This window comes from Bilifractor sp. LCP21S3_F8 (genome assembly GCF_052117805.1).
Lineage (GTDB): Bacteria > Bacillota > Clostridia > Lachnospirales > Lachnospiraceae > Bilifractor.
In genome coordinates this window covers 12,696-34,342 of sequence record NZ_JBQKIK010000023.1, presented here as the reverse complement: position 1 = coordinate 34,342, position 21,647 = coordinate 12,696, and the positions used below count along the sequence as shown (strand labels likewise).

Below are 21,647 nucleotides of genomic sequence, written 5' to 3'. Positions count from 1 at the left end.
TCATCGCGGAAAGGATGAATACGCAGTATGCGGGTACTTACTTCCCGGCAGTAAGCCGATACAGTCTGTACATGACAAGTGCCATGCGATGGCGCATCAGAAACACGATCACCCTTGTCTTTGCGGTAGATGCCCGGTTGTGGCTTCTTCGAAGGGCCTCCTGCAGATGAGCATCCGCCAGGACAGACCGGATTTCATGAACGGCATTCCTGCTGCTGCGATTTTCTCTGCACTCATTGACGATACATGCATACATGCTGTCAATGTAGAAATTGTCCATTCGAATTGCCTGTTCGCGCTCCGGGTTCGGAAGCAGTGTCTGATATTCCCGCATCAGCCTGCGCGACCGCTCCGGCATGTCCGGAATATAATGCTGCGTGACGGATCCTCTCCGCTGTACATAACAATAGCAGGAAACATCGCACACGGCAACCGATTCCGCAGCCTGCATGCAGGAGGTGACAAAGAGGTATTCTTCCCGCAGGATTTCACGTTCAGACCGGAATTTCAGATCATGCGCCTTCAAAAAGGAGCTTCGGTACAGGTTGGTGCAGGACGAAAGAATTCGGGGAGTCCTGTAATCCAGCACGTGCTCATAGTAAATCGAATCGAGCTTAAGCTCCTTCAATGCGGCCCCGGTATATCTGCCCGGCGGATACGGCAGAGTTCTGTCCTCCAGCAGTTCCCCTGTTTCCGAGATCTTGCATAATCCGAAACGTATCAGGTCCGAACCATACTGACGGATCCAGCCAATCCACAGGGCAACAGATCCCGGCTTCAGATAATCATCGGAATCCAGAAAGGAAAAATATCGACCTCGCGCCCGGGCCATTCCGGCGTTCCTGGCGCTGGCTATGCCTCCGTTTTCCTTATGAATCACATATACAGACGGGTACTGCAAAGAAAGCTCATCACATAGAGCTCCACTCCCATCGGTACTTCCATCATCCACGAGAATCACTTCGATCTCGCCGGGGGTGAACGTGGCCCCTGTCTCAGATTCTGTCGCGGATGAAACAGTGCCGTCCTTCATGACACTGTCTATACACCGGGTAAGATCTTTTTGTGTATTATAAACCGGAATAATTACAGATAAGAGAATATCCGTCATTGTGCCTCCCTTATTCATTGCCGCAGCAGAACAGAACCAGTATCCCGGCGCATCACAAGCGGCAAAGCATCTGGATCAAACATTTTATATCTGGATAAATCATTTTATATTTGTATCAATCTTTTATATCTGGATCAATCCCTCCATCACGAAAGACTTCTTTCCGCCCGGTGGTAAATCCGCCGAATCCATGTCAATGCCTGCCGGCTGAGATGTTTCACAGCCGGGGATAGTATTCTGTCGTAGAGAATTGCTCCGATTAATGAAACCGCAAAAACAATCCCAGCCATAACGACCGCTTTGCCCACAACGGCGTTCTCAAATCCGAAATGATTGTAAAAGAAACGCACCAGTCCTGTCCGGTAATATGTCTTAAACATCAGATTGCTCTGAAGCAGATAGATGGTCAGCGACAGACTGGACAGATAATTGAGGATTCCGTTGTGAAAATTCTCATTTCTTCGAACAAGATTGACCGATGCGATAGCAATCAGCACCAGAAACGGATTTGCATTACTTACCCAGTACAGCAGATTTGTGTCTCTGCCGGTCAGTAAACCAACCACATTGGATATTGCGGGAAGCAGGATAAATCCAGCAAGACCGATCAACAGGCATATCAGATTCATCTTCCGATCGTCCATCCATGCCCGTTTATACTTCTTCAGATAGGAAAGCAGCAGGTAAATCGCAACCCACTGAATGATCTTAGAGGAGAAGAAGGCTCCTTTTACAATAAATTCGCAGACAAGATACAGCCATGTCATGACCGCAGCAAGCTGAAAATGCCTCCTCCTGTCCATGTTCTCGATAAGAACGTTCAGCAGAGGCGCCAGCGGATAAAACAGCAGGTAAGCGGTGATATACCAGGTATTGGTGAAAAGATTTGGAAGAATGCTGTGCAGAATAAGCTTTCCGGGCACCTGACCATGCCGGACGATCAGTACCGCAAGAAGACAGAGCACAGAAATCACCCAGGTCTGAAGAAAAAGTCTCATCCACTTTTCCTTCTTCCATGTCCTGCTCTCCAGGAGAAACCATGCGGAAGAAATGAAGAATATGTCATTTCCCAGAGAACCCAGATGAAAGAACAGAGCGAGAGTGAATACGGAAACAGATTTTGATGGAGAGGAGATCGAAAACAGATAAGGCTGATTCCCGGCGAATTCGGTCGGCTGCGTCATACACTGTACAATATGAGAGAGGATAATCATTGCAATCGCGAAGAGCTTTAAACATTCTAGCCCGGATTGCCGGTTCTTGTATTTATACATCATAACGTATGTTCAAACTCACGTATATTCGAAGTTGGTGTAAAGATCTTGTGTAAACAATAGATTCTATTGTTGAGCTTACCACAGAATAACCGGGTCTGTCATTAGAAATAATAAGGATGTGCATCAGGGCCGGTAAATTAAACTTCGCCATGAGATAGTGATAGAGCAGATGTTGATAATGTGCGAAGGACAAGTTATGATATGTGGACAACCATTGGGGAGAAAATATAAGGAGAGCTCCACTTGGAACTGCTTCCAAGTGGAGCTCTCTTGTATAAGTATCAAGTTATTTGACACCCAGGATCCTTTTCTTAATTACAGTCTGCTAAGGAATGTAACTCCCTGAGCTCTTGTGCAAGCATCGTTTGGTGCAAATGTTGTGGCGGTCTTACCAGCGGTAATACCGTACTTTGCTGCCCACTGAACCGCATCATAGTAGTATGCATCTGAGCTTACATCAGTAAAGTTGAAGGAACCATTTCCGCTATAGTTCTGACTGAGACGACCGTCAGCATACTTATACAGGAACTGAACCATCTGTGCACGAGTAACTGTCCCGTTCGGCTTAAATGTTGTAGCGGTTGTTCCAGAGGTGATTCCATTCTTAACTGCCCAAGCTACTGCCTTTGCATAGTAAGCATCAGTATCTACATCTGTGAACTTCTTTGCGTAAGAAGTAGATACTACAGGACTTCCAGCTTTTCTCCACATCCATGTAACCATCTGTGCACGTGTTGCTGTACGATCTACTCCAAACGTGTCATCTGTGAGACCAGCAGTAATATGGTTTCTTAATGCATCATAAACCGGCTGGAAATAATACTTACGCGCATCCTGAACATCTTTGAACTGAAAATCAGTTACAACTGAGATTTTTACCTTTGCGGTAACGGATGGATCGTTTGCGTTTGTTGCAGTAATCGTTGCAGTACCAACACCCTGCGGGATAGCCATGCTGCCATCCATTACGATAACAGACTCATCACTGGAGGTGTATGTAATCTTGTCATTTCCATCCCACGGGCTAACCTCAAGGAAACTGCTAAGATCAAGTGCATTACCCTGATCGCTAACAGCTTTACTATTTACAGCCTCAACAGGACTATATTTGGTGGTCAGTGAGTGATGGAAATAAACAAATGTAATTGCTTTCTTAACAAGCTTCGGCTGTGTAAGGGTAAATGTATAATCCTTTGTAATAAAAGCATCAGACTCAGGGCTGATACCAAGCTTGTAAAGGTCATTCAGTGTCTTATAAGTTACAGTAACAACAGCCTTGCCTTCAGCGTCTACAGTTGCCGGTGTATAGTCAACCTTGACATTGGAAGCCTTAACCTCTGCGGTGTTCTTTACAGTAGTGTCGAGTGGAACATAATATTTTGTGCCGTTTGAATCCAGAATTCCCTCAACTTTGAATGCATTAGCAGCGTTATCTGCAATTTCAGTTGCTTTAGCTATTACTTCATCCTTAGTAGCAGCGATTGCCTTGGATCTACTGTAACTCCTTGCATAGTCTGCATCCTTAGCAAGTTCAACAGCTTTTGCGCCCGCCTCATCGAGTTTTTCTTCGTCGGACTGTTCCGTGTTCATTTTAAAATTGCCTGATTCGTACTCACCGTTAGTAGTATCGGTAACAAGGAACTGACCATAAATTTCGCCATTTGCCTTACCATGTTCAGATTTTTTTGACTTGACATCCTGAATCACAACATTAGAAACCTTCAGATGTGCGTCATTTTTAACAAGTTCTGCGTTGATGTATTCCTCAATTTCAGATGCTGACAGTCCATCATAATAATAATCAGTGAAAATCTTATCCGAAGGCTTGTTGAGATTATCATGATTTGAGCTGTCGTTCATCTGTATATAGTGCATTTCATGAGAGTTCTCGAGCAAATTCGTAACATAAGAAGCCTTCCAATGAGCTGCGCTATTAAGTGCTTTTCTTGTAGAAGTAAAATCAACATCTACAGATGCTTTATCAGTGATTTTCAGATTTACTTTTCCTGCAACACTTCCCTTAGCTGTTGTGGTAGAGTCTGAGAAAGTAGGATCTGCTGCCATTGAAACAGTGATAGCAGGAAGAACCTTGGTAGGATTAGCTGTGTTGTACGCAGCAATTGCGTCCTCAGCGATTTTAATTACCGTGGCCTTATTGATTTCACCAACGCTTGTATAATTATTCTCATTCTCGAGAGCTTCTTTTACGACCTTAGACGCAATGGCGAGCTGATCTTTCTGTGCCTCTGCTGCAGTAAGAGCTGCTGCTGTGATCTCGGTATTGTAGGTTTCGCTGATTTCATTAACAGTTGAGCCAAGTTTAGGCATTCCAGTGATTGTTACAGTTACCGGAATGGTACCCATCTTGGTTACGCCATTCTCATCAGTGGTTGCCGGAACGGGTGTTCCCTTTGTAAGAACGATCTTGCTTACTGTACTGTCAGTACCAAACGCAGTAACGAAGAGGTTCTGAAGGGTTGCCTCATCAGTATCAATTGTAACCGGATTGCCCTTTGTATCGGTCATTCCAGAAACTGCTGTTGCCGCAGCATCAACAGCATCCCTCCAATGCCAGTTGTAGTTGTTATCTGTCTTCTGCTGATCAGAAACCTCTACTGGTGTGGTTGCTGCGAAAGCATTCACCGGCACCATAGGCACGAGCATCGAGGCACTCAGCACCACTACCGCAAGTTTTCTTGCAATTTCTTTGCGTTTCATAATCTTTTTTCCTCCCAGGTGAAAAATAATGTAATAAACTGTAGAGATTGACTATAACCCCATTTCCAACCCTGAGATGGTATTTCCCGTGGGTTGTCTGCTATAGTATGCTCTTTACTTTAGTATTCTATCATAAATATCTTTGAAAGTATTACCAAATTTTTAATTCTTGTTTTGTATTTTTTTAACAAAACATTCAAAATCTGTGACATTCTGATGCCATTGCTCGTGGTTTTCGGCCGTTTTCGTTTCTTTTTTCACGCCTTCGGGAGTCCTGAAATTCGATATTTGCTGACTTTTGCCTGTTTTCCTGTGAATAATATACAGAATTCCCCGCCTCTGAAATTATGTCATTTTCTTTATTTTTTTTTACGATCTTCTACTTCTGCCGTCATTTTTGTTAATGATTTCAGACTGAAGGTAATCATCGATATCGCTGATGAAGCGGTCTGTATTAGAGCGGTACTCCGAAAAGGTTTTCTGCCCTGCCTGCAGCAGTGCTTCGCCGAGTGCGTCGACTTCCATACACGGCTGAATGTAATTCTGTTCTCCGAATTCGCGTATAATCTCCCTCTGATGGTCGTCGACGTGCTCTCCATATTCAGCTTTTCTGGGTACGGCGATGACGATCTTGTGTGCTTTGACCGCGTTGATGATGGCTCCGGTGCCGCCATGGGTTATGACGAAGTCCGCCTCTTTCATTTTTTCCTTGAATTCCGTTTCATCCATAAACTTCTGGTAAACGTAATGCTTTGGCAGATAATCGCTGTATCCGATCTGGGCGAAGACCTCTTCGGTGATCGAGCCGGAGACGATCAGATTGTCGATTTTCTCCAGAAGCCGGTCGAACTGAAACTTCTGTGATCCGAGGGTTACAAATATCATCTGAACTCCTTCTGCTCCTCAGTAAATTCCGCCGACATATCTGCCGTTGGGATATACCTTTCGAAGTGCTTTCCACTGAATGTAGAAGCGGTCCGCATATTTATATAGGAAGCGACCCGTTTCCGTCCCGGAGCTGACCTTGGCATATGACTCGATATAGATCAGTTTCTTCCCATGTAATTTCGCGATCAGGCACATGGGAATCATCGCAAAAACTCCGGTACAGATCACGACGTCCGGTTTTTCCTTCTGATAGATTCTGAGAGACTTGAAGACATTCACAAGCATCCGGACCGGAAAGCTTATCTCCTTGCGGTTCACCTGCCACAGGTAGTAGATCTTCTCTCCGCCGGCATCGGGCAGATAGTCTGTCCGCTCAGTCATCAGGAAGCTGTCGTACTTGTCCATCAGCGGCTTCAGGCGCATGAGCTGCTCGAAATGGCCACCCGAGGACGCGGCAAAACAGATTTTCAGGCTGTGGTCTTTTGAAACCGTCATTTTCTTCTTCCTTTCTCTGCCTTTGATGCACAGAACGGAAAGTCCGCACGAGCACACATGTATCTGTACATTGTAGCACAAATTCTCTGCTGGAAGCTACTACATTCCAAGGATTCTGAATTAGAATTCTGATTCCTGATTGAAAATTGATTTGGAATTCCGCCTGTGCCTCTGCGCTGCTCTTTTACGAACCCGCGAAAGATGGTACAATAAGCATAGTTTTGCCCGTCCGCGGGCACCTGTGAAATTTATCCATACATTTTCTGAAAGGAAAGTAATCATTTGTATAATCACATGGAATATCTTTCTTCTTCCGGAAGCTTTCGGAAAGCCTCAAACGCTCTTCGGCATTTCGTGAAAAAATATTTCGAAACTGCTTTTTATGTGTACCTTGCCTTTATCGTCTTAAAATCGATGCTCACCGCAACTATGATCCCGGTAAACTGGTGGAACACCCGGTTGGAGAACATCCTCCAACTGGTCGCGCTCGTGATGGTGATGTGGAAAGCGGCTTCGGACGATGTCTGGACGGCGCGGGAGAGAGTTCTGGCTGTCTTTCTGTGCGGAAGCCTTCTGCTGTCGTGGCATTCCTATTCCTACGCGTTTATCTATGAGCTTGCGGTGCTGATTTTTCTCGCGCACGGCATGGAATTCCGGAAGATTCTGACGGTGCATCTGGCCGTCTCTGTCGCAGTCACGCTTGTAACAGTGGTCCTGGCGCTTTCCGGCAGGATCGAAAATCTGACTTATTACCAGGAGTCACACAATTACAGGGCACGGATGGCTTTCGGCTTCCTCTATCCGACCGATTTCTGCGCGCACCTGTTCTTCATGACTCTGAGCTATGTATGGCTCCGGCTTCGGAGGATCCGCTGGGGAGAGATTATCGCAATCGCTGTTCTGGGGATTTTCACATGGGTTTGCTGCGACGCGCGCACCACGACATTGCTTTTTGCCCTTCTTGTTTTACGCCTTGGAATCATGAAGCTCCGCGCACACAGGGCTTCGTCCGTAAAATCCGCGGATCACGCGGCCTGTGGATCACGAACCACGCGGGCAGCGCAAAGGTCCGCGGAACGCCGGACCGGAACCGCACGAAAATCCACGGAACGCCTTGCCGGAACCACGCAGAAGTCTGCCGAACGCCATGCCGGAACCGCGCAGAAGTCCGCGGAACGCCGGACCGGAACCGTTGTCTTCTCCCGCTTCCGTGAGTGGATCGACTGGCTGATTGTTCTGTCCGCTCCGATTTTCGCGGCAATGATGATCCTGATGTCCCGCTTCTACTCGGAATCGTCCGGATTCCTGCGGTTTGTGAACCGCGTTCTGAATAAGCGTCTCTACTACGGACACATAGGCTTTGAGCGTTACAATGTGCGGCTGTGGGCTCAGAATGTCGAGATGCACGGCGCAGGCGGAGCGGTCAAGCGTACCACCGAGTATTTCTTCCTGGACAGTTCCTACGTGAATATTCTGCTCCGGCTCGGGCTCGTTGTTCTGGCTGCCATGCTGATGATTCTGGTGATTACCGCCAATCGCGAGAGAAAGACAGGCGATCACCTGAAACTCTTTCTGCTGTTTCTGATCATCGCTGCCTGTGTCATCGAGCATCACCTGATCGAGATTCAGGCAAATCCATTCCTGCTTCTGGTGCTGGCCGCGGATGATGGACGGAGAGATGATTTCCACGTATCACGCAGAGGGATCCATAGTTCATCCGATATTCATAAATTTCAAGCTTGAAGTTTGCACATAATGCACAAACAATCAGGCATATACTTTTTTCCTGCCAAACGTTATCATAAATATATAGCAGAAAAGGATCTCATGGATCATATAGTGCATATAGGAGTAACAGATGGCAGAAAAAGATATCTCAGAGAAGATTTTAGCAGATTATAATGATGTGTTCGCTGATATTGTCAACGTACTGCTTTTCAATGGAGAGCAGAAAATTTCTCCTGACAAATTACTCAACGCAGGCAGCCGCAGCCAGTACAAAGTAGACGGCAAGCTTCATGAACAGGAAAGGGATGTCACCAAGTATTATACAGACAATAATGTCACTATCTCTTTGCTGGGAATCGAGAACCAAAGCCGGCCGGAACGGTTTATGCCTTTCCGAATTATAGGGTATGACGGAGCTTCCTACCGGATGCAGTTGCTGAATAAAGAAGTGACAAACATCTTTCCGGTTGTTACAATGATATTGTATTTTGGTACAACCCATTGGAACTATAGCCGTCACCTCACTGATTTAATTGATCTTTCGGAAGATTTCAGACCGTTTGTCAGTGATTATGAAATGAAAAACCTGTTTGAGATTTCATTTTTAACACCGGAACAAGTGCTGTTGTTTCAAAGCGATTTTCGATATGTCGCGGACTATTTCGTTCAGACACGCCTTCACGGAGAGTATGTGCCCGCACCGGGTCAGGTTGATCATGTCGATGCTGTTCTGAAGCTTCTGTCCGTGTTGACCGGCGACCATCGCTTTGAAGAATCCGCAGATGAGTTTCCGGAGAAAGGAGTCGAAATGTGTGAAGTACTCGATGTTATTGAGAATAGAGGAATCGAAAAAGGCAGACTTCAAGGCTTGGAAGAAGGTCGCATCGAAGGCAAGATTGAAATCTTGTATGATACGTTTCATTACTCTCCGCAGATGATTGCCGACCAGCTTCATATACCGATCGGAACCGTTCAGGATATCATCGCCAATCTGCCGCCTTCTGACAAATACTCAGAATAAGCGGATGTTTAAAAAAGCCTCACAGATGCGTCTCTTTATGGGTGATATGCTACCCAGGAAGTGCGTTCTGTGAGGTCTTTTCTGATATCTGTATTTTCTGATTTACTTTTCTGATTTAATTAAAAGCATTCCGAAGCGGAGCAACAAGTATGCCTGATGATCCTGATGATGTGCGATTATATGTTCCCGCCTAGTCATCCCAGCATCGCAAAGAAGCTTGCAAGGATAACAGTCATCAGTCCGGATACAACGATGGCGAGGGAACTCATGGCTCCTTCGATCTCTCCCATCTGCATGGCTTTTGCGGTGCCGATGGCATGCGCAGAGGTTCCGCACATCAGCCCTCTTGCGATCGGGCTCTTGATGCAGAGGAGTTTACTCATTCCGACTGCAATTACATTTCCGATGATTCCAGTGACAATGATTACTGCAACAGAAATTGTTACGACGCCGCCCAGTTCCTCAGATACTCCCATTCCGATCGCTGTGGTGATGGACTTCGGAAGAAGGGTGACATAGTCCGCATGTGAGAGCCGGAACAGCTTGCTCATGATCAGTACCGATCCCATGGAGGTGAGGCAGCCTGCGAGGACGCCGATCAGGATCGCCCGGAAGTTCTTTTTTAACAGAGCCATCTGCTTGTACAGCGGAATTGCCAGGCAGACGGTCGCAGGTGTGAGCAGGTAGCTCAGATATTTTGCGCTGTCGTTGTAGCTTTTGTAATCCACCTTGCAGGCGAGCAGAATCACGATTGTCAGAGCGATCGAGATCAGCAGCGGATTCATGATATCGAGCTTTGTCTTGTCATGGAGCCAGACGCCGAATCCGTAGGTGACCAGGCTGATGACAAAACCGATAGTAGCAGAACACAGCATTACGTTATTCATGATCTTTTCTCCTTCTTACCTGTTCTCAGTTTTGTTCTTCTTCTCAAATTTGTCCTTTGAAGCTCTCCGGCTCAGTTCCTCACCAAGTCTGGACGGCTTTTCGGATTCTTCTTCCTCCACCAGTACCCTTGCAGCTTCTTTTCTCGTGACATCCTCCTGCAGGGATTCGATCCTCCCAAGATCCTCACTGATCTCATCAGCAAGCTCTTTCTCTTCGCCGGTCTCTGTTCCCTTCACCAGAGCATCGGTTACCTTTCCGGTCACTCCCATGACGAGGAATGTACTCACAATCGTGATCACGAGAATCGGAATGATGATCGGCTGCAGATCCGGCCATGCCGTAATCAGGCCTACACCGGCCGGAATGAACATCATCGGCATGACGTCCACCAGGAAGGTCGCTGTTTCGTCTACATCCGGAAGCTTGACGATGTGTGTCATTAACAGAATAAGCATGATCACCAGGCCGTAGATACTTGCCGGAAACGGAAGCGGCAGAAAATGATTCAGGAGTTCTCCGATGCAGGATACTGCCAGAATGATCGCAAACTGTTTCATGTACTTCATGACTGTTTCTCCCCTTTGTGCTGCGATAAGTGTTTGTGCGATAAATATCTTTTACATAATAGGAGATCCCTTCGAAAATAACTCGTCAGAATCTGACTTCAAGTAGTTGTTTTTTCGGATTTTCTCTCAAACCGCCGAATATCCATGCTATACTGTTGTGCGAACGGAATACAACTGCTATAAATACAGATATCACAATCTTATGCATCACAAACACATACATCACGAATACATGCATCACGAATACACGCATCACGAATACACGCATCACGAATACATGCATCACGAATACATGCATCATGAATACATGCATCATGAATATATACATTGCAAATGCTCCGCATTGATGAACAGCCGCTGCACAGAAAGGGGAATCTGAATCATGTATTTCACGGACTACCACACCCACACCTGTTTTTCCTTTGACGGCGCTCCCCATGCGACGATCGACGCCATGTGCCGGGCGGCAATTGACCGTGGCATATCGGAGCTTGCCATTACCGATCATATGGACATCTTTCATCTGCAGAAGTACAGCTATATCCTGGACTGCGGCCATCTGTATCCGGACCTTCTGGACGCGAAGGACCGCTATGCCGGAAAGCTGAAGGTCGTCATCGGTGCCGAACTGGGACAGCCAATGTCAAATCCCCGGGAAGGCCGCAGGTTCCTCTCCGATCATCCGGAGCTTGATTTCGTTATCGGATCGGTGCACCAGATGGACAATGATCTGGATGTCTACTATTACAATTTTCACAAGCATGACCCGGTTCAGGTCTATGATCAGTATCTGGATCTTCTCACGACATATGCCTCCGAATATGATTATGATGTCATCGGCCACATCACCTATCCGCTTCGTTATATGGCTGAGGCAGGCTTCGCTGTGAATATCGAACAGTTTCTCGAGAAGATCGAGAATCTCTACCGCGTCATCATCCGCAGAGACCGTGGGATCGAGCTGAATCTGTCCGGCTTCCGTCAGTCTATGCAGACCACCATGCCGACCCCCAGACTTCTGAAGCTGTACCACGACTGCGGAGGCCGGATTCTCACGCTTGGCTCCGACGCCCACCGGCCCGAAGATGTCGGGGCATTTCTCAGAGCCGGACAGGATATTGCATATGAATGCGGCTTCCGGGAGCTCACAACCTTTGAAAAGCGGACTCCCTCTTTTCACAGAATAATGGATCTGCGATGAGAAGCCGGATCGCGCTTCACAAAATTACGGATCTGCGCCGGGACGCCGGCTCTCTCTCCACGAATTGCGCAATCCGCACCAAGCAGCCGGCTGTTCATCAGTCCCCAATAAAAAGCAAAGACACCGGATACCGAATCCAGTGTCTCTGCGCATTAAAATCCTTCACTTCAGTTGTGCTTCAGCTCTTCAACCTGTGCCGCGATGGCGGGTTTTGCCTCCTCCATCATCTCATCCCAGCCATCCTCGTAATCGAAGGTCACTTCATCCGGGTCATCCTCCTCGATGGATTTCCGAATACGCTTTACATATCCTTCCAGAAGCTCAAAGTCCCTGTCATAGCAATGGAAGCTGTTCGCGCGGTGTGTATAGCTTCCCACGCCGACGCCAAGCTCGTCCGCGATCATCTTCTGCAGCATGATCAGCGCAAACGCGTTCATGTAAGCAGCCTTGCAGGCATCATTGGACCGAAACAGAACCTTGCAGCAAAGCCTGCCCTCCCGGATGAAATACTGGATGTGCTGCAGGCATGCCGGATCATCGCTTCCCATATCGGCCTGCTTGTCCCGCACCGTCATAACCGCGCGGCGGCTGCCGGGATTTCTCTTCAGCTCACTCACGATAAAGGGAATCTGGTCCGCGTATCTCTGATGGTAGGTATACACCCAGTTTCCCTTTTCCACCTCAAAATCCAGGATGCCGTACAGCATCTCCTGACGGTACTGCTCCAGCTCCTTCGGTCCGCCGATAAAGCACTTGGAAATCATCGGCTCGCTGAGCGGCTCCGCCACACACATGGTCATGGAAAGCTCCTTCTGACGGCAGTTCCAGTCCGGGCAGTCGTTCACACGTCCGCTCTCATCCAGCGCCAGCAGTGCCTTGTGATAGGCTTCCGGAAGATTTCTTCCGTATACTATCTTCTCATCCATATCGAAATCATATAACGAATCGGTCATCTGTCCTTCCTTTCCCAATCATAGCAATTGAAATAAACCTATATGATAATATTGTCTTCCGCAAACCATCTTGCGCGGTCCGACAATTTTCCGCCGAACAAAATTCCTGCTCAGGTCACATACAGACCGCAGGGCGTGCGATCCGTGAGATGATCCAGCGGCATTTTCGTTACCCTGCCTGCGTCCGGAGGCATGCAGTATGTTGTAAAAAAATGATTCATGCTGTACAGCACTTCTTCATCCGAGAAGTTCCCCACCGTATCCCTGATCTCAGACAGGTTCTCATGCAGCTCCGAAGGAGTCATGTTCAGGAAATCCTCATACGCAAAATCCGCACCGAAATACTCCTGCAGCTTCCATGGTTTGGATGGAAAATTCCAGTCGTAGCGAAAGATACCAAAGAACTTGATCCAGATCTTTCCGTTCTGATCCGGATAGATCGAATAATACAGCGCATCTCTCGCCTCTTTCGGATTGTCAAAAAGCTTCTCCTCACACATGCTCCGAATCCTTGTAAAAAAAGACCGCCAGCCCCACGACGACTGACGGTTATCCTTTAATGCTACATTATTCTTATATTATAAGCAGTTTGATTCACACGGTCAAGCCACTGTCTGGAAACAAATTTACTGAAATTCGCGGATATTTTAGTGCACTTTTATACGATTTTCCCCGCTGAACTGCAGCAGCGGTGCTTTCAGGCCGGGCTTATGGCTCCACAAAGGCAAGAACTCCGATCAGTCCGGGGCCGGTGTTCACGGCAAGGGAGGCGTTGATCTGGTTAAAATAAATCAGCTCTCCCTGAGGGATCCGCTCTTTGATCATCTCAACCGTCCTCTTTCCCTCCTCTTCGTCATCTCCGTGAAGGACCGCCAGCCAGCACTTCCTGTCCCCCACTCTCTTCGCGATTTCGTCTATAACTCTCTGCTTCCCTTTTCTGGCGCCACGAATTTTCGCCACGGTATAATACACTCCGTCCGGGTCACAGGCGATGATTGGCTTCATATGAAGCACATTGGCGATCATGAACGCGACATTCCCGATGCGTCCGCCCTTTTTCAGGTAATCAAGAGTGTCCATATAGAACATCAGATGAGAGTCCTCACGTTTCTCCTCCATCCTTCTGCAGATTTCGTCAAACGGAACTCCTTCCTTCACCAGCTTTGCCGCATACACCGCATATACGCCGCTTCCAAAAGAGATATCCTTTGTATTGTACACATAGGTTGTCAATCCCTCCACCTCACCGGCGACCGCCTGCACATTGTTGACCGTCCCGCTCAGATGATCGGAGATATTCACCGAAATGCAGTGTGTATATCCTTCCTCTCTCAGCTTCTCCAGGAAATCCAGGATCTCCCCCGGAGACGGCATGGAAGTCGTCGGGATTTCATCCGGAAAACGCTCATAAATGGTCTTCGGATCAATGTCCACACCATCCTCGTACTCCCTCTCCGGATAAATCACATGAACAGGCAAAACCCGGATGTTGTACTTCTCCTGCAAATCCCTGCCGACATCACAGCAAGAATCCGCCATTACAATAATCTTCTCCTGCATAAATCACTCCCTGCAGCCGCCCCGCGGCCGCCAAACGAGACCCTCGCACCACCCTCCGTGCAAAAGTATCCTGTTGACTCAATACCAGTTCTGTCCCTATCATAGTTTCTCAAATACCCGTTGTCAAGTTTTTCAAAAACCGCACACGCGGTTCACTTGACTCACACAATAGAATAAAATATACTGTATAAGTCCAGTCGCAATGTTCTTGGCCCATGGGGAGCTTGCTCACCAATGGGCAAGAACATTAGCGACGAAAACAGGTATGAGCACGAAATGACGCGTAAGCGGCATGAAAGTGCTCATACCTGTTAGCGGCACGTAAGCTGCGAAGCAGCTCTCGTGACGCGGGGACTTATACAGTTTGCCATTAAAGCCGTCGTCAAGCAGGCAGTTTTGGGCATGCGAAGCATGCACAGAAAGCTGCATGCAAAATTAGTCCAGTCGCACTTATATTCAGTTCCGGGAGATGAAACAGATGCCAACCACACGCGAAGAACAGATTGCAGAAAGTCTGAACAATTTTCAGATGCCTGCTTATACGCAGATTCCGAACGTCGGACTCTATCTGAAGCAGGTGGTCGCATATATCAATGATTATCTGGATCCGATCCGCGATGATCCGCTGACCGTATCCATGGTCAGCAACTATGTAAAGCATAAACTGATACCGAATCCGATTCACAAGATGTATTACCGCGAGCAGATTGCCCTTCTGTTCTTCATCGCGGTTACCAAATGCGTTCTCTCGCTGGAGGAAATACGTTTTCTTCTTGCGATTCAGGAGAAAGATTATGACACGGAATACTCCTACGAGCAGTTCCGCAGAAAGATGGAGGAGGCTCTGCACCACATGACCGGGGCAGAGGACAGAATTCCACCTGCATCAACCGATGACTCCGAGGGACACATCCTGCTTCGCAATACAGTCATCACGATTTCCCACAAGATCTACATGGACCGCTACTTTTACTACGCCCAGCTGGCGGAAAATGAAGAAAACAAGGCCGGCGGTGAGACAAAGGATGCCGACTGAAGGACACAGAATAAAGAACCCCACAAATAACATAGAATAAATCACACAGAATAAAGGACGCAACAAAAGATCCCGTATCTTCGGATGAAAATTCCATCATCCGCTGATACGGGATCTTTTCCATATTAAAATCTCTTTCTTGCCCTTTGTCAGTCGTCCTGCGCTCCCGGATCATCCTGAAGAGCGTCATATCCATGCTCCCCGGTACGAATCTTTACGACATCCTCGACATCGTACAGGAAAATCTTTCCGTCTCCGTATCTGCCGGTATACAATACCTTCTGAACGGTATCAATCAGTTCCTCAGAGGATACTTTGCAGATGACCACATCCAGCTTGATCTTCGGGAGAAGTCTCGTCTCCACCGGTACGCCGCGGAAATAGGTCGAATGTCCCTTCTGCATGCCGTGACCAAAGACGTTGGTAACCGTCATTCCGGTGATGCCAATATTTTCCAGTGCATCCTCCAGCTCCGCGAACCGTGTCTGGTTGGCCACAATGGACACCTTCGTGATCTTCGCGCCGGCTCTCTCCACTCTTGTAACCGGAACAGCCTCCTGAACACTTGCCTCCGCACCTGCCGCCTTCTTCATCTCCGCCGGTGTGCTTCCGCCGATAGTAGCCGCAATCTTTCCGCCTCCGTACTTTCTCTCATCGTCATCATCAATCTCCGTGTTGAAGGCAGTAGCTGTCGCCGGAGCGAAATCCGGATACGCAATGTTTCCATGCTCGCCGATATCCAGACCCTGAAGCTCTTCCTCCTTCGTGACACGAATTCCAATGGTGTGCTTCAGAATCTGCCACACCGCAAACGATGCAAAAAAGCTGAAGGCCCCGACTGCAACAATGCCGAGGAGTTCTACCCCGAGCAGATGGAATCCGCCGCCGTAGAACAGTCCGTTTTCCGTGGAAAGTGTTGTGACTCCCCTGCAGGAGAACAGGCCAACCGCCACCGTTCCGAGAACGCCGTTGCACAGATGAACCGCGCACGCGCCGACCGGATCATCGATATGAAGCTTATCGAAAAAGCCGACCGCAAATACCACGATGACGCCGGCGATCGCGCCGATGATCATGGACGCTCCAACCGTTACATACGCGCAGCTTGCGGTAATTCCTACAAGTCCCGCCAGGCATCCGTTAACCGTCATGCCGAGGTCCGGCTTGCCGATCACGATCCATGCTGTGATCGTGGATGTCAGAACCGCCATGATGGCGGATGAGTTTGTGGTCATAAGGATGTGCATGACATCTGAGGGATTCTGGAAGGTCATGGTAGAGCCCGGGTTGAAACCGAACCATCCAAGCCAGAGAACGAAAAGTCCGATAACCGCCAGAGACATGTTGTGTCCCGGGATTGCCCTCGGTTTGCCATATTTGTCATATTTTCCGATACGGGGTCCGAGGATCAGAGCTCCGCTCAGCGCTGACCATCCTCCGAGAGAATGCACCACGGTGTCACCGGCGAAATCCTTGAAGCCGATCTGCGCAAGCCAGCCACCGCCCCAGATCCAGTGTCCGATGATCGGATAGATCAGCAGTGTCAGGATAAAGGAAAAAATTATGAAGGACACATATTTGACTCGCTCCGCCACGGCACCGGATACGATCGTCGCCGCTGTTCCGCAGAATACAAGCTCGAAGAAGAACTTGCCCCAGAACGGAACCGCGCTGGTCAGCGTATTGTCATAAAACGAAAGGTCCGCGTTTCCGAGAACCCAGAGATGCGAGGTTCCGACAAACCCGCCGGTTCCTCCGAACATCAGGCCCCATCCCAGAAGAATAAAGCCCAGAGACGAAATCGCGAAGACGATAAAGTTCTTTGACAGAATGTTTACCGTGTTCTTGGATCTGGCGAAGCCAGCCTCAACGGAAGCAAACCCAAGATTCATGAAAAATACGAGGATCGCCGCCAGAAAAACCCATAAAGTGTCTGTAATACTGTAATCCATATGTTCTCCTCCCGAAATCTACAGAACGAATGATATAAGTTATCCGGGCTGCTCCGCTGCTCCGCGGCCTGCATGCCCGGGCTTATACAACGAGATAAAACACGCTGTGCGAGTTATATCTCGCTATCGCGACGATCGCCGCACACGAATACTTCGCATTCTGCTGCGGCTCACTGTTCGCGTAAAAAAAGAGAGATACCGACAAATCGGTACCTCTCTGTACATGGTCACATTATAAGCATGTTACCCCAGATTGAAAATGCTTAATTTGAAGTAGGCAGCTCTTATTTCTGCTGTTGATGTCCTTTTTTGCGTATTTTTGCTTTTTCTTACTTATCTTTGCGGCTCTCTCCGTGACCGGTATGCGTACGCGGAGATTTCCTGCCCGCGCTTTTCCGCGATGTGCCTCGATCTGTCGAATTCACGCCCTTCACTCTGCCGTCCGCCGGAACCGCTGCTTTCGTCCCGCCTTTTGCCTGACCTGACGCTTTCGTCCTGCCGCCTGCCGGATCTGCTGTCTTTGCTCCGCTGCCCGAAGAGCCTGCCCTGCCGGCTTGTCCGGCTTTTTTCTCGTCCGAATCCAGCGCCGGCATCACCTCCTGATAAAGCCTTGCCGAATACGGAGCAAGTGTCACCGGCACGGCTCCGTTCTTTTTTCTCACACGGATCAGCTTCTCCAGCTTATCTTCCGGCGTCGTGCCGTTATAGATGCAATCGTCCGAGTCAATCAGCAGATGAAGATTCTCATCGCCTGTGGGCCTGTAATAATAGGTCTGCTCCCTGTCGGAGAAGTTGAAGAAGCAGAGAATTCCCTCGGTGTCAGAGGTTCTCCGGTACACATAGACGCTCTGGCTGGTGTCATCCGCCTCGATCCACTGAAACCCGAGACGGTCATAGTCCTTCTGCCAGAAGGCGGAATGCTTCATATAGATCTCGTTCATATCAACCGTCAGTCTGTGATATGCGTCATGAATCGGGTACTTCGTCAGGAACCAGTCCTGCTCCCGCTTCTCGTCCCATTCACGGAGCTGTCCGATCTCATTGCCCATGAAGTTGAGCTTTTTGCCCGGATGAGTCATCATATACAGATACAGCGCTCTTCCCTGCGGGAACTTGTCCGCGTAATCGCCTGCCATCTTCTGCATGATGGTTGCTTTTCCGTGAACCACCTCATCATGCGACAGGGGGAGCAGATATTTTTCATTATAAAAATACTGCATGGAAAAGGTCAGTTTATGGTACTCATCGGAACGGTTCTGCGGCGGGGTGCGGAAATAATTCAGGGTGTCGTTCATCCATCCCATGTCCCACTTGTAGTCAAATCCGAGTCCTCCCTCCGACACGGGCTTTGTAACGCCCGGATAGGCAGAAGAATCCTCCGCGATCAAAAGGACATTCCCGTCAAGCTTCTTCAATCCGCGGTTCATATTCTGCAGGAACACAATCGCGTTCTCGTCTCTGCCGAGATTTTCGTCCCCCTGCCAGTAGATCAGATTTCCCACCGCGTCGAAGCGAAGCCCGTCAAAATGGAAGTCCGCGAGCCAGTATTCGCTTGCGGAATTCAGAAAGCTCCGCACATCCCCCCTGGAATGGTTGAAGTTGCAGCTGCCCCATTCGCTGGTGCTCTTATCGGCAAACGCGTGCTCATACAGCGGTGTTCCGTCATACTTCCACAGACCATAATCATTCACCGCGAAATGCACGGTGATGACATCCAGAATCACGCCGATCCCGTGCTGATGGCAGGTGTCGATCAACCGCTTCAGTCCGTCCGGATTGCCGTACCTTGATGTCGCGCTGAAAAATCCCAGCGACTGGTAGCCCCAGGATTCGTCGGCGGGATACTCGTTCAGCGGCATGATCTCCAGATAGTTGTAATGGTTTTCCATCAGATAAGGGATAATCTGGCCCACAATCTCATCGTATGTGTACCACCCGTCGGAGACATCGATGCCAATCCCCTGCGCTTTCGCCTCATCCAGCTCCCTCGCGTGGATCTCCGGGTCGTCCTTCCTCCTCCAGGAACCCATATGCATCTCATAGATATTCAGCGGTTCCTTCGTGCGGTCTCTTCTGGTCCACATCCAGTCCTCGTCATGGAATTCATAGCCCTTCCGGTCATAGATTACAGACGCCGTTCCCGGTCTCTTCTCCGAAAAAAAAGCATACGGATCGGCATGGTCCATGAAGTTCCCGTCCGGGCCATAGATCCGGAACTTATACATCTGTCCCGGCTTGGCGTTATCCACCTCAGCCTCCCAGAACTGCCCGTTTTCCACCTTCTGCATCGGCGTATCCGTCCATCCGTTGAACTCGCCGATCACGGAAACCGCATCGGCATTCGGCGCATAGGTGCGGAATACCACGTTCTTCTTCCCGCACTGGGCGCCCAGGTACTCAAAGGCCTTAAATTCCTCTCCGTTGTAGAAATCCTGTAAATCCATTGTTTATCCCTCTCTCACATATGCAGCACATTGACCAGCATGATCCAGGAAAGTCCGTAGTACGTTACAACTCCGACAAGGTCCGTGAGCGTTGTGATCAGCGGACCGGAAGCAACCGCCGGATCCACCCCGACCTGATTGAAAAAGATCGGAACCGCTGTTCCTACAAAGCTTGAAATCAGCATTGCCAGAAGCAGAGACAGACCGATACAGGCCGAGATCGCAAATGCCGTAGTCGGTGGCATGCGCCGCGCCGCCATGATATACAATCCGATCGCAGCGAACGAAACCATACACAGAATAAAGCCGTTGGAAAATCCCACGGTCATTTCCTTTCCAACCAGATGAAGCTTCTGCTTTCCGGTCAGATGCTCGTCCATGAGGACACGAATGGTAACGGCAAGCGACTGTGTTCCCACATTACCGGACATATCCAGAATCATAGACTGGAAAGCCATGATCAGGGTGAGCTTCTGGACGACTGTCTCGAAAAGACCGACGACCGTAGATACGCCGATCCCCATAAACATGAGAAGCACCAGCCAGGGAAGACGTTTTCTGACGCTGAGCTTCACCGGCTCCTCCAGATCCTCCTCCGCGGACAAACCACCGAGCTTTGCGTAATCCTCACCCATCTCGTCATCGACAACCTCTACTACATCCTGCGAGGTGATGACACCCAGGATGCGGTTGTCGTCCGACAGAACCGGTATGGACTCCTCGGAATAGTCCTTGATCTTTTCCAGACAGTCTTCAATTTTTTCGTCGGCATACACATACGGATATGCAGTAGCCGTGATATCCTCCAGACTCGTTCCGTTCCTCGCGATGATCAGATCCTTCAGATCAACGGCTCCGTAGTACACACCATCATCATCCAGCACATAGATCACGGAGATGTTGTCGTTCTCTGCCGCCTGCTCAATCAGCGAGCTCATCGCCTCCTTGATGGACAGACTGCAGTTCAGTGTGACAAAATTGGTGGTCATACGGCTCGCAATCGTGTCTTCATCGTAGGAAGCCAGCACCTGAATCGACTCTCTCGACTCCGGATCCATCAGCTCCAGCCAGGCTCTTTTCTGCTGTGAATCGCTGTTCTTCAGAATATCCGCTGCCGTCGCCGGCTCCATCTCCTCCAGAACCGTAGCCGCCCTCTTCGGATCCATCTCATTCAGATATTCCTCGGCATCCTCGTCGGTATATTCCAGCATCTCCGCCAGATCCTCTGTACGCATGATGCGGTACAGCGACAGCCGCTCTCTTTTATCCAGCTCCGGAAGAACCGTCGCGATATCGTTCGCGTGATAATCCTGCAGCCTGTCCCGGATCACTCTCGGAGAATTCTTGCTGCGGATGACATCCAGAATTTCCTTCTCATATCCGGTAGCAGTCATCTCTGTCTTTTTTTCCTCTCTGCTCATTCCTTCCCCTTTCCCAATCCGCAGCTCTCTCATACACAGTCATCCTCACTCGCCACCTGTCATGCGCGATCCTTCTCATGCGCAGTTGCTCTCACGCACATCGTCCTCACGCGCCGCCTGTCACGCACAATCTCATGCACAGCTGCTCTCACGCACATCGTCCTCACGCGCCACCTATCATGCGCGATCCTTCTCATGCGCAGTTGCTCTCACGCACATCGTCCTCACGCGCCGCCTGTCATGCGCGATCTCATGCACAGCTGCTCTCACGCACGCTCGTACCGGCGAAGCGTTTCACCCGATGTTCCAAACGCAATCCCCGGAGACCTTCCGTTCGACAGCAATGTTCCTGCACCAGGGGCCCTGAAAGAAATCGGAATTGAAATCC

The 21,647-nt window shown here is 49.1% G+C and carries 17 protein-coding genes; 4 read left to right on the top strand and 13 right to left on the bottom strand.

What is annotated here, in order from left to right; all coding sequences use genetic code 11:
- Nucleotides 1-37: 37 nt before the first annotated feature.
- From ACTQ3A_RS10595 to pssD, 5 genes are all read right to left on the bottom strand, one after another.
- Complete coding sequence (locus tag ACTQ3A_RS10595; protein WP_441494812.1) at nt 38-1,111, bottom strand: glycosyltransferase family 2 protein; 1,074 nt, start codon at nt 1,109-1,111, stop codon at nt 38-40.
- 146 nt (nt 1,112-1,257) lie between these two features.
- The gene (locus ACTQ3A_RS10590; RefSeq protein WP_441495314.1) at nt 1,258-2,385 is read right to left on the bottom strand and encodes an acyltransferase family protein; all 1,128 of its coding nucleotides are present in this window, start codon (nt 2,383-2,385) and stop codon (nt 1,258-1,260) included.
- A 318-nt stretch (nt 2,386-2,703) separates the two neighbouring features.
- Nucleotides 2,704-5,106, bottom strand: a complete 2,403-nt coding sequence (locus ACTQ3A_RS10585) for an S-layer homology domain-containing protein (RefSeq protein ID WP_441494814.1) — start codon at nt 5,104-5,106, stop codon at nt 2,704-2,706.
- 369 nt (nt 5,107-5,475) lie between these two features.
- The gene (gene pssE, locus ACTQ3A_RS10580; RefSeq protein WP_441494815.1) at nt 5,476-5,991 is read right to left on the bottom strand and encodes a PssE/Cps14G family polysaccharide biosynthesis glycosyltransferase; all 516 of its coding nucleotides are present in this window, start codon (nt 5,989-5,991) and stop codon (nt 5,476-5,478) included.
- Nucleotides 5,992-6,009: 18 nt separating this feature from the next.
- Complete coding sequence (gene pssD, locus ACTQ3A_RS10575; protein ID WP_441494816.1) at nt 6,010-6,489, bottom strand: PssD/Cps14F family polysaccharide biosynthesis glycosyltransferase; 480 nt, start codon at nt 6,487-6,489, stop codon at nt 6,010-6,012.
- A 354-nt stretch (nt 6,490-6,843) separates the two neighbouring features.
- On the opposite strand from pssD, the gene ACTQ3A_RS10570 reads away from it, so the two are divergent.
- The gene (locus ACTQ3A_RS10570) at nt 6,844-8,232 is read left to right on the top strand and encodes a hypothetical protein (protein WP_441495313.1); all 1,389 of its coding nucleotides are present in this window, start codon (nt 6,844-6,846) and stop codon (nt 8,230-8,232) included.
- A 115-nt stretch (nt 8,233-8,347) separates the two neighbouring features.
- Nucleotides 8,348-9,238: an Rpn family recombination-promoting nuclease/putative transposase gene (locus ACTQ3A_RS10565; RefSeq protein WP_441101121.1), complete on the top strand. Its 891-nt coding sequence runs from the start codon at nt 8,348-8,350 to the stop codon at nt 9,236-9,238.
- A gap of 194 nt (nt 9,239-9,432) precedes the next feature.
- Here ACTQ3A_RS10565 and ACTQ3A_RS10560 read toward each other — a convergent pair whose 3' ends face one another.
- Together ACTQ3A_RS10560 and ACTQ3A_RS10555 are read right to left on the bottom strand one after the other, a co-directional pair.
- Nucleotides 9,433-10,125, bottom strand: a complete 693-nt coding sequence (locus ACTQ3A_RS10560) for an LrgB family protein (protein WP_441101122.1) — start codon at nt 10,123-10,125, stop codon at nt 9,433-9,435.
- Between the two features lie 15 nt (nt 10,126-10,140).
- Complete coding sequence (locus tag ACTQ3A_RS10555) at nt 10,141-10,692, bottom strand: CidA/LrgA family protein (RefSeq protein WP_441101123.1); 552 nt, start codon at nt 10,690-10,692, stop codon at nt 10,141-10,143.
- A gap of 382 nt (nt 10,693-11,074) precedes the next feature.
- On the opposite strand from ACTQ3A_RS10555, the gene ACTQ3A_RS10550 reads away from it, so the two are divergent.
- A complete protein-coding gene (locus ACTQ3A_RS10550) occupies nt 11,075-11,893 on the top strand; it encodes a histidinol-phosphatase HisJ family protein (RefSeq protein WP_441494818.1) in 819 nt (272 codons plus the stop codon).
- A gap of 167 nt (nt 11,894-12,060) precedes the next feature.
- On the opposite strand, the gene ACTQ3A_RS10545 is transcribed toward ACTQ3A_RS10550, so the two are convergent.
- The 3 genes from ACTQ3A_RS10545 to ACTQ3A_RS10535 all read right to left on the bottom strand — a co-directional run bounded on the left by ACTQ3A_RS10545 (nt 12,061) and on the right by ACTQ3A_RS10535 (nt 14,406).
- Entirely contained in the window at nt 12,061-12,846 is a 786-nt protein-coding gene (locus tag ACTQ3A_RS10545) for a thymidylate synthase (RefSeq protein ID WP_441101125.1), read from the bottom strand.
- Between the two features lie 110 nt (nt 12,847-12,956).
- Nucleotides 12,957-13,346, bottom strand: coding sequence for a hypothetical protein (locus ACTQ3A_RS10540; protein WP_441101126.1), 390 nt, complete (start codon nt 13,344-13,346; stop codon nt 12,957-12,959).
- 208 nt (nt 13,347-13,554) lie between these two features.
- On the bottom strand, nt 13,555-14,406 hold the full coding sequence (locus ACTQ3A_RS10535) for a DegV family protein (RefSeq protein ID WP_441494819.1): 852 nt from the start codon (nt 14,404-14,406) through the stop codon (nt 13,555-13,557).
- Nucleotides 14,407-14,884: 478 nt separating this feature from the next.
- On the opposite strand from ACTQ3A_RS10535, the gene ACTQ3A_RS10530 reads away from it, so the two are divergent.
- Nucleotides 14,885-15,442 (top strand): DUF1836 domain-containing protein, encoded by a 558-nt coding sequence (locus tag ACTQ3A_RS10530; protein WP_441494820.1) that lies wholly within the window; start codon nt 14,885-14,887, stop codon nt 15,440-15,442.
- A 149-nt stretch (nt 15,443-15,591) separates the two neighbouring features.
- Here the strand turns inward: ACTQ3A_RS10530 and ACTQ3A_RS10525 are convergent, their stop codons facing one another.
- The 3 genes from ACTQ3A_RS10525 to mgtE all read right to left on the bottom strand — a co-directional run bounded on the left by ACTQ3A_RS10525 (nt 15,592) and on the right by mgtE (nt 21,259).
- Complete coding sequence (locus tag ACTQ3A_RS10525) at nt 15,592-17,394, bottom strand: ammonium transporter (RefSeq protein ID WP_441494821.1); 1,803 nt, start codon at nt 17,392-17,394, stop codon at nt 15,592-15,594.
- Between the two features lie 329 nt (nt 17,395-17,723).
- Nucleotides 17,724-19,838 (bottom strand): 1,4-alpha-glucan branching protein GlgB, encoded by a 2,115-nt coding sequence (glgB, locus tag ACTQ3A_RS10520; protein WP_441494822.1) that lies wholly within the window; start codon nt 19,836-19,838, stop codon nt 17,724-17,726.
- A gap of 14 nt (nt 19,839-19,852) precedes the next feature.
- Nucleotides 19,853-21,259, bottom strand: coding sequence for a magnesium transporter (mgtE, locus tag ACTQ3A_RS10515; RefSeq protein WP_441101131.1), 1,407 nt, complete (start codon nt 21,257-21,259; stop codon nt 19,853-19,855).
- Between the last annotated feature and the right edge of the window lie 388 nt (nt 21,260-21,647).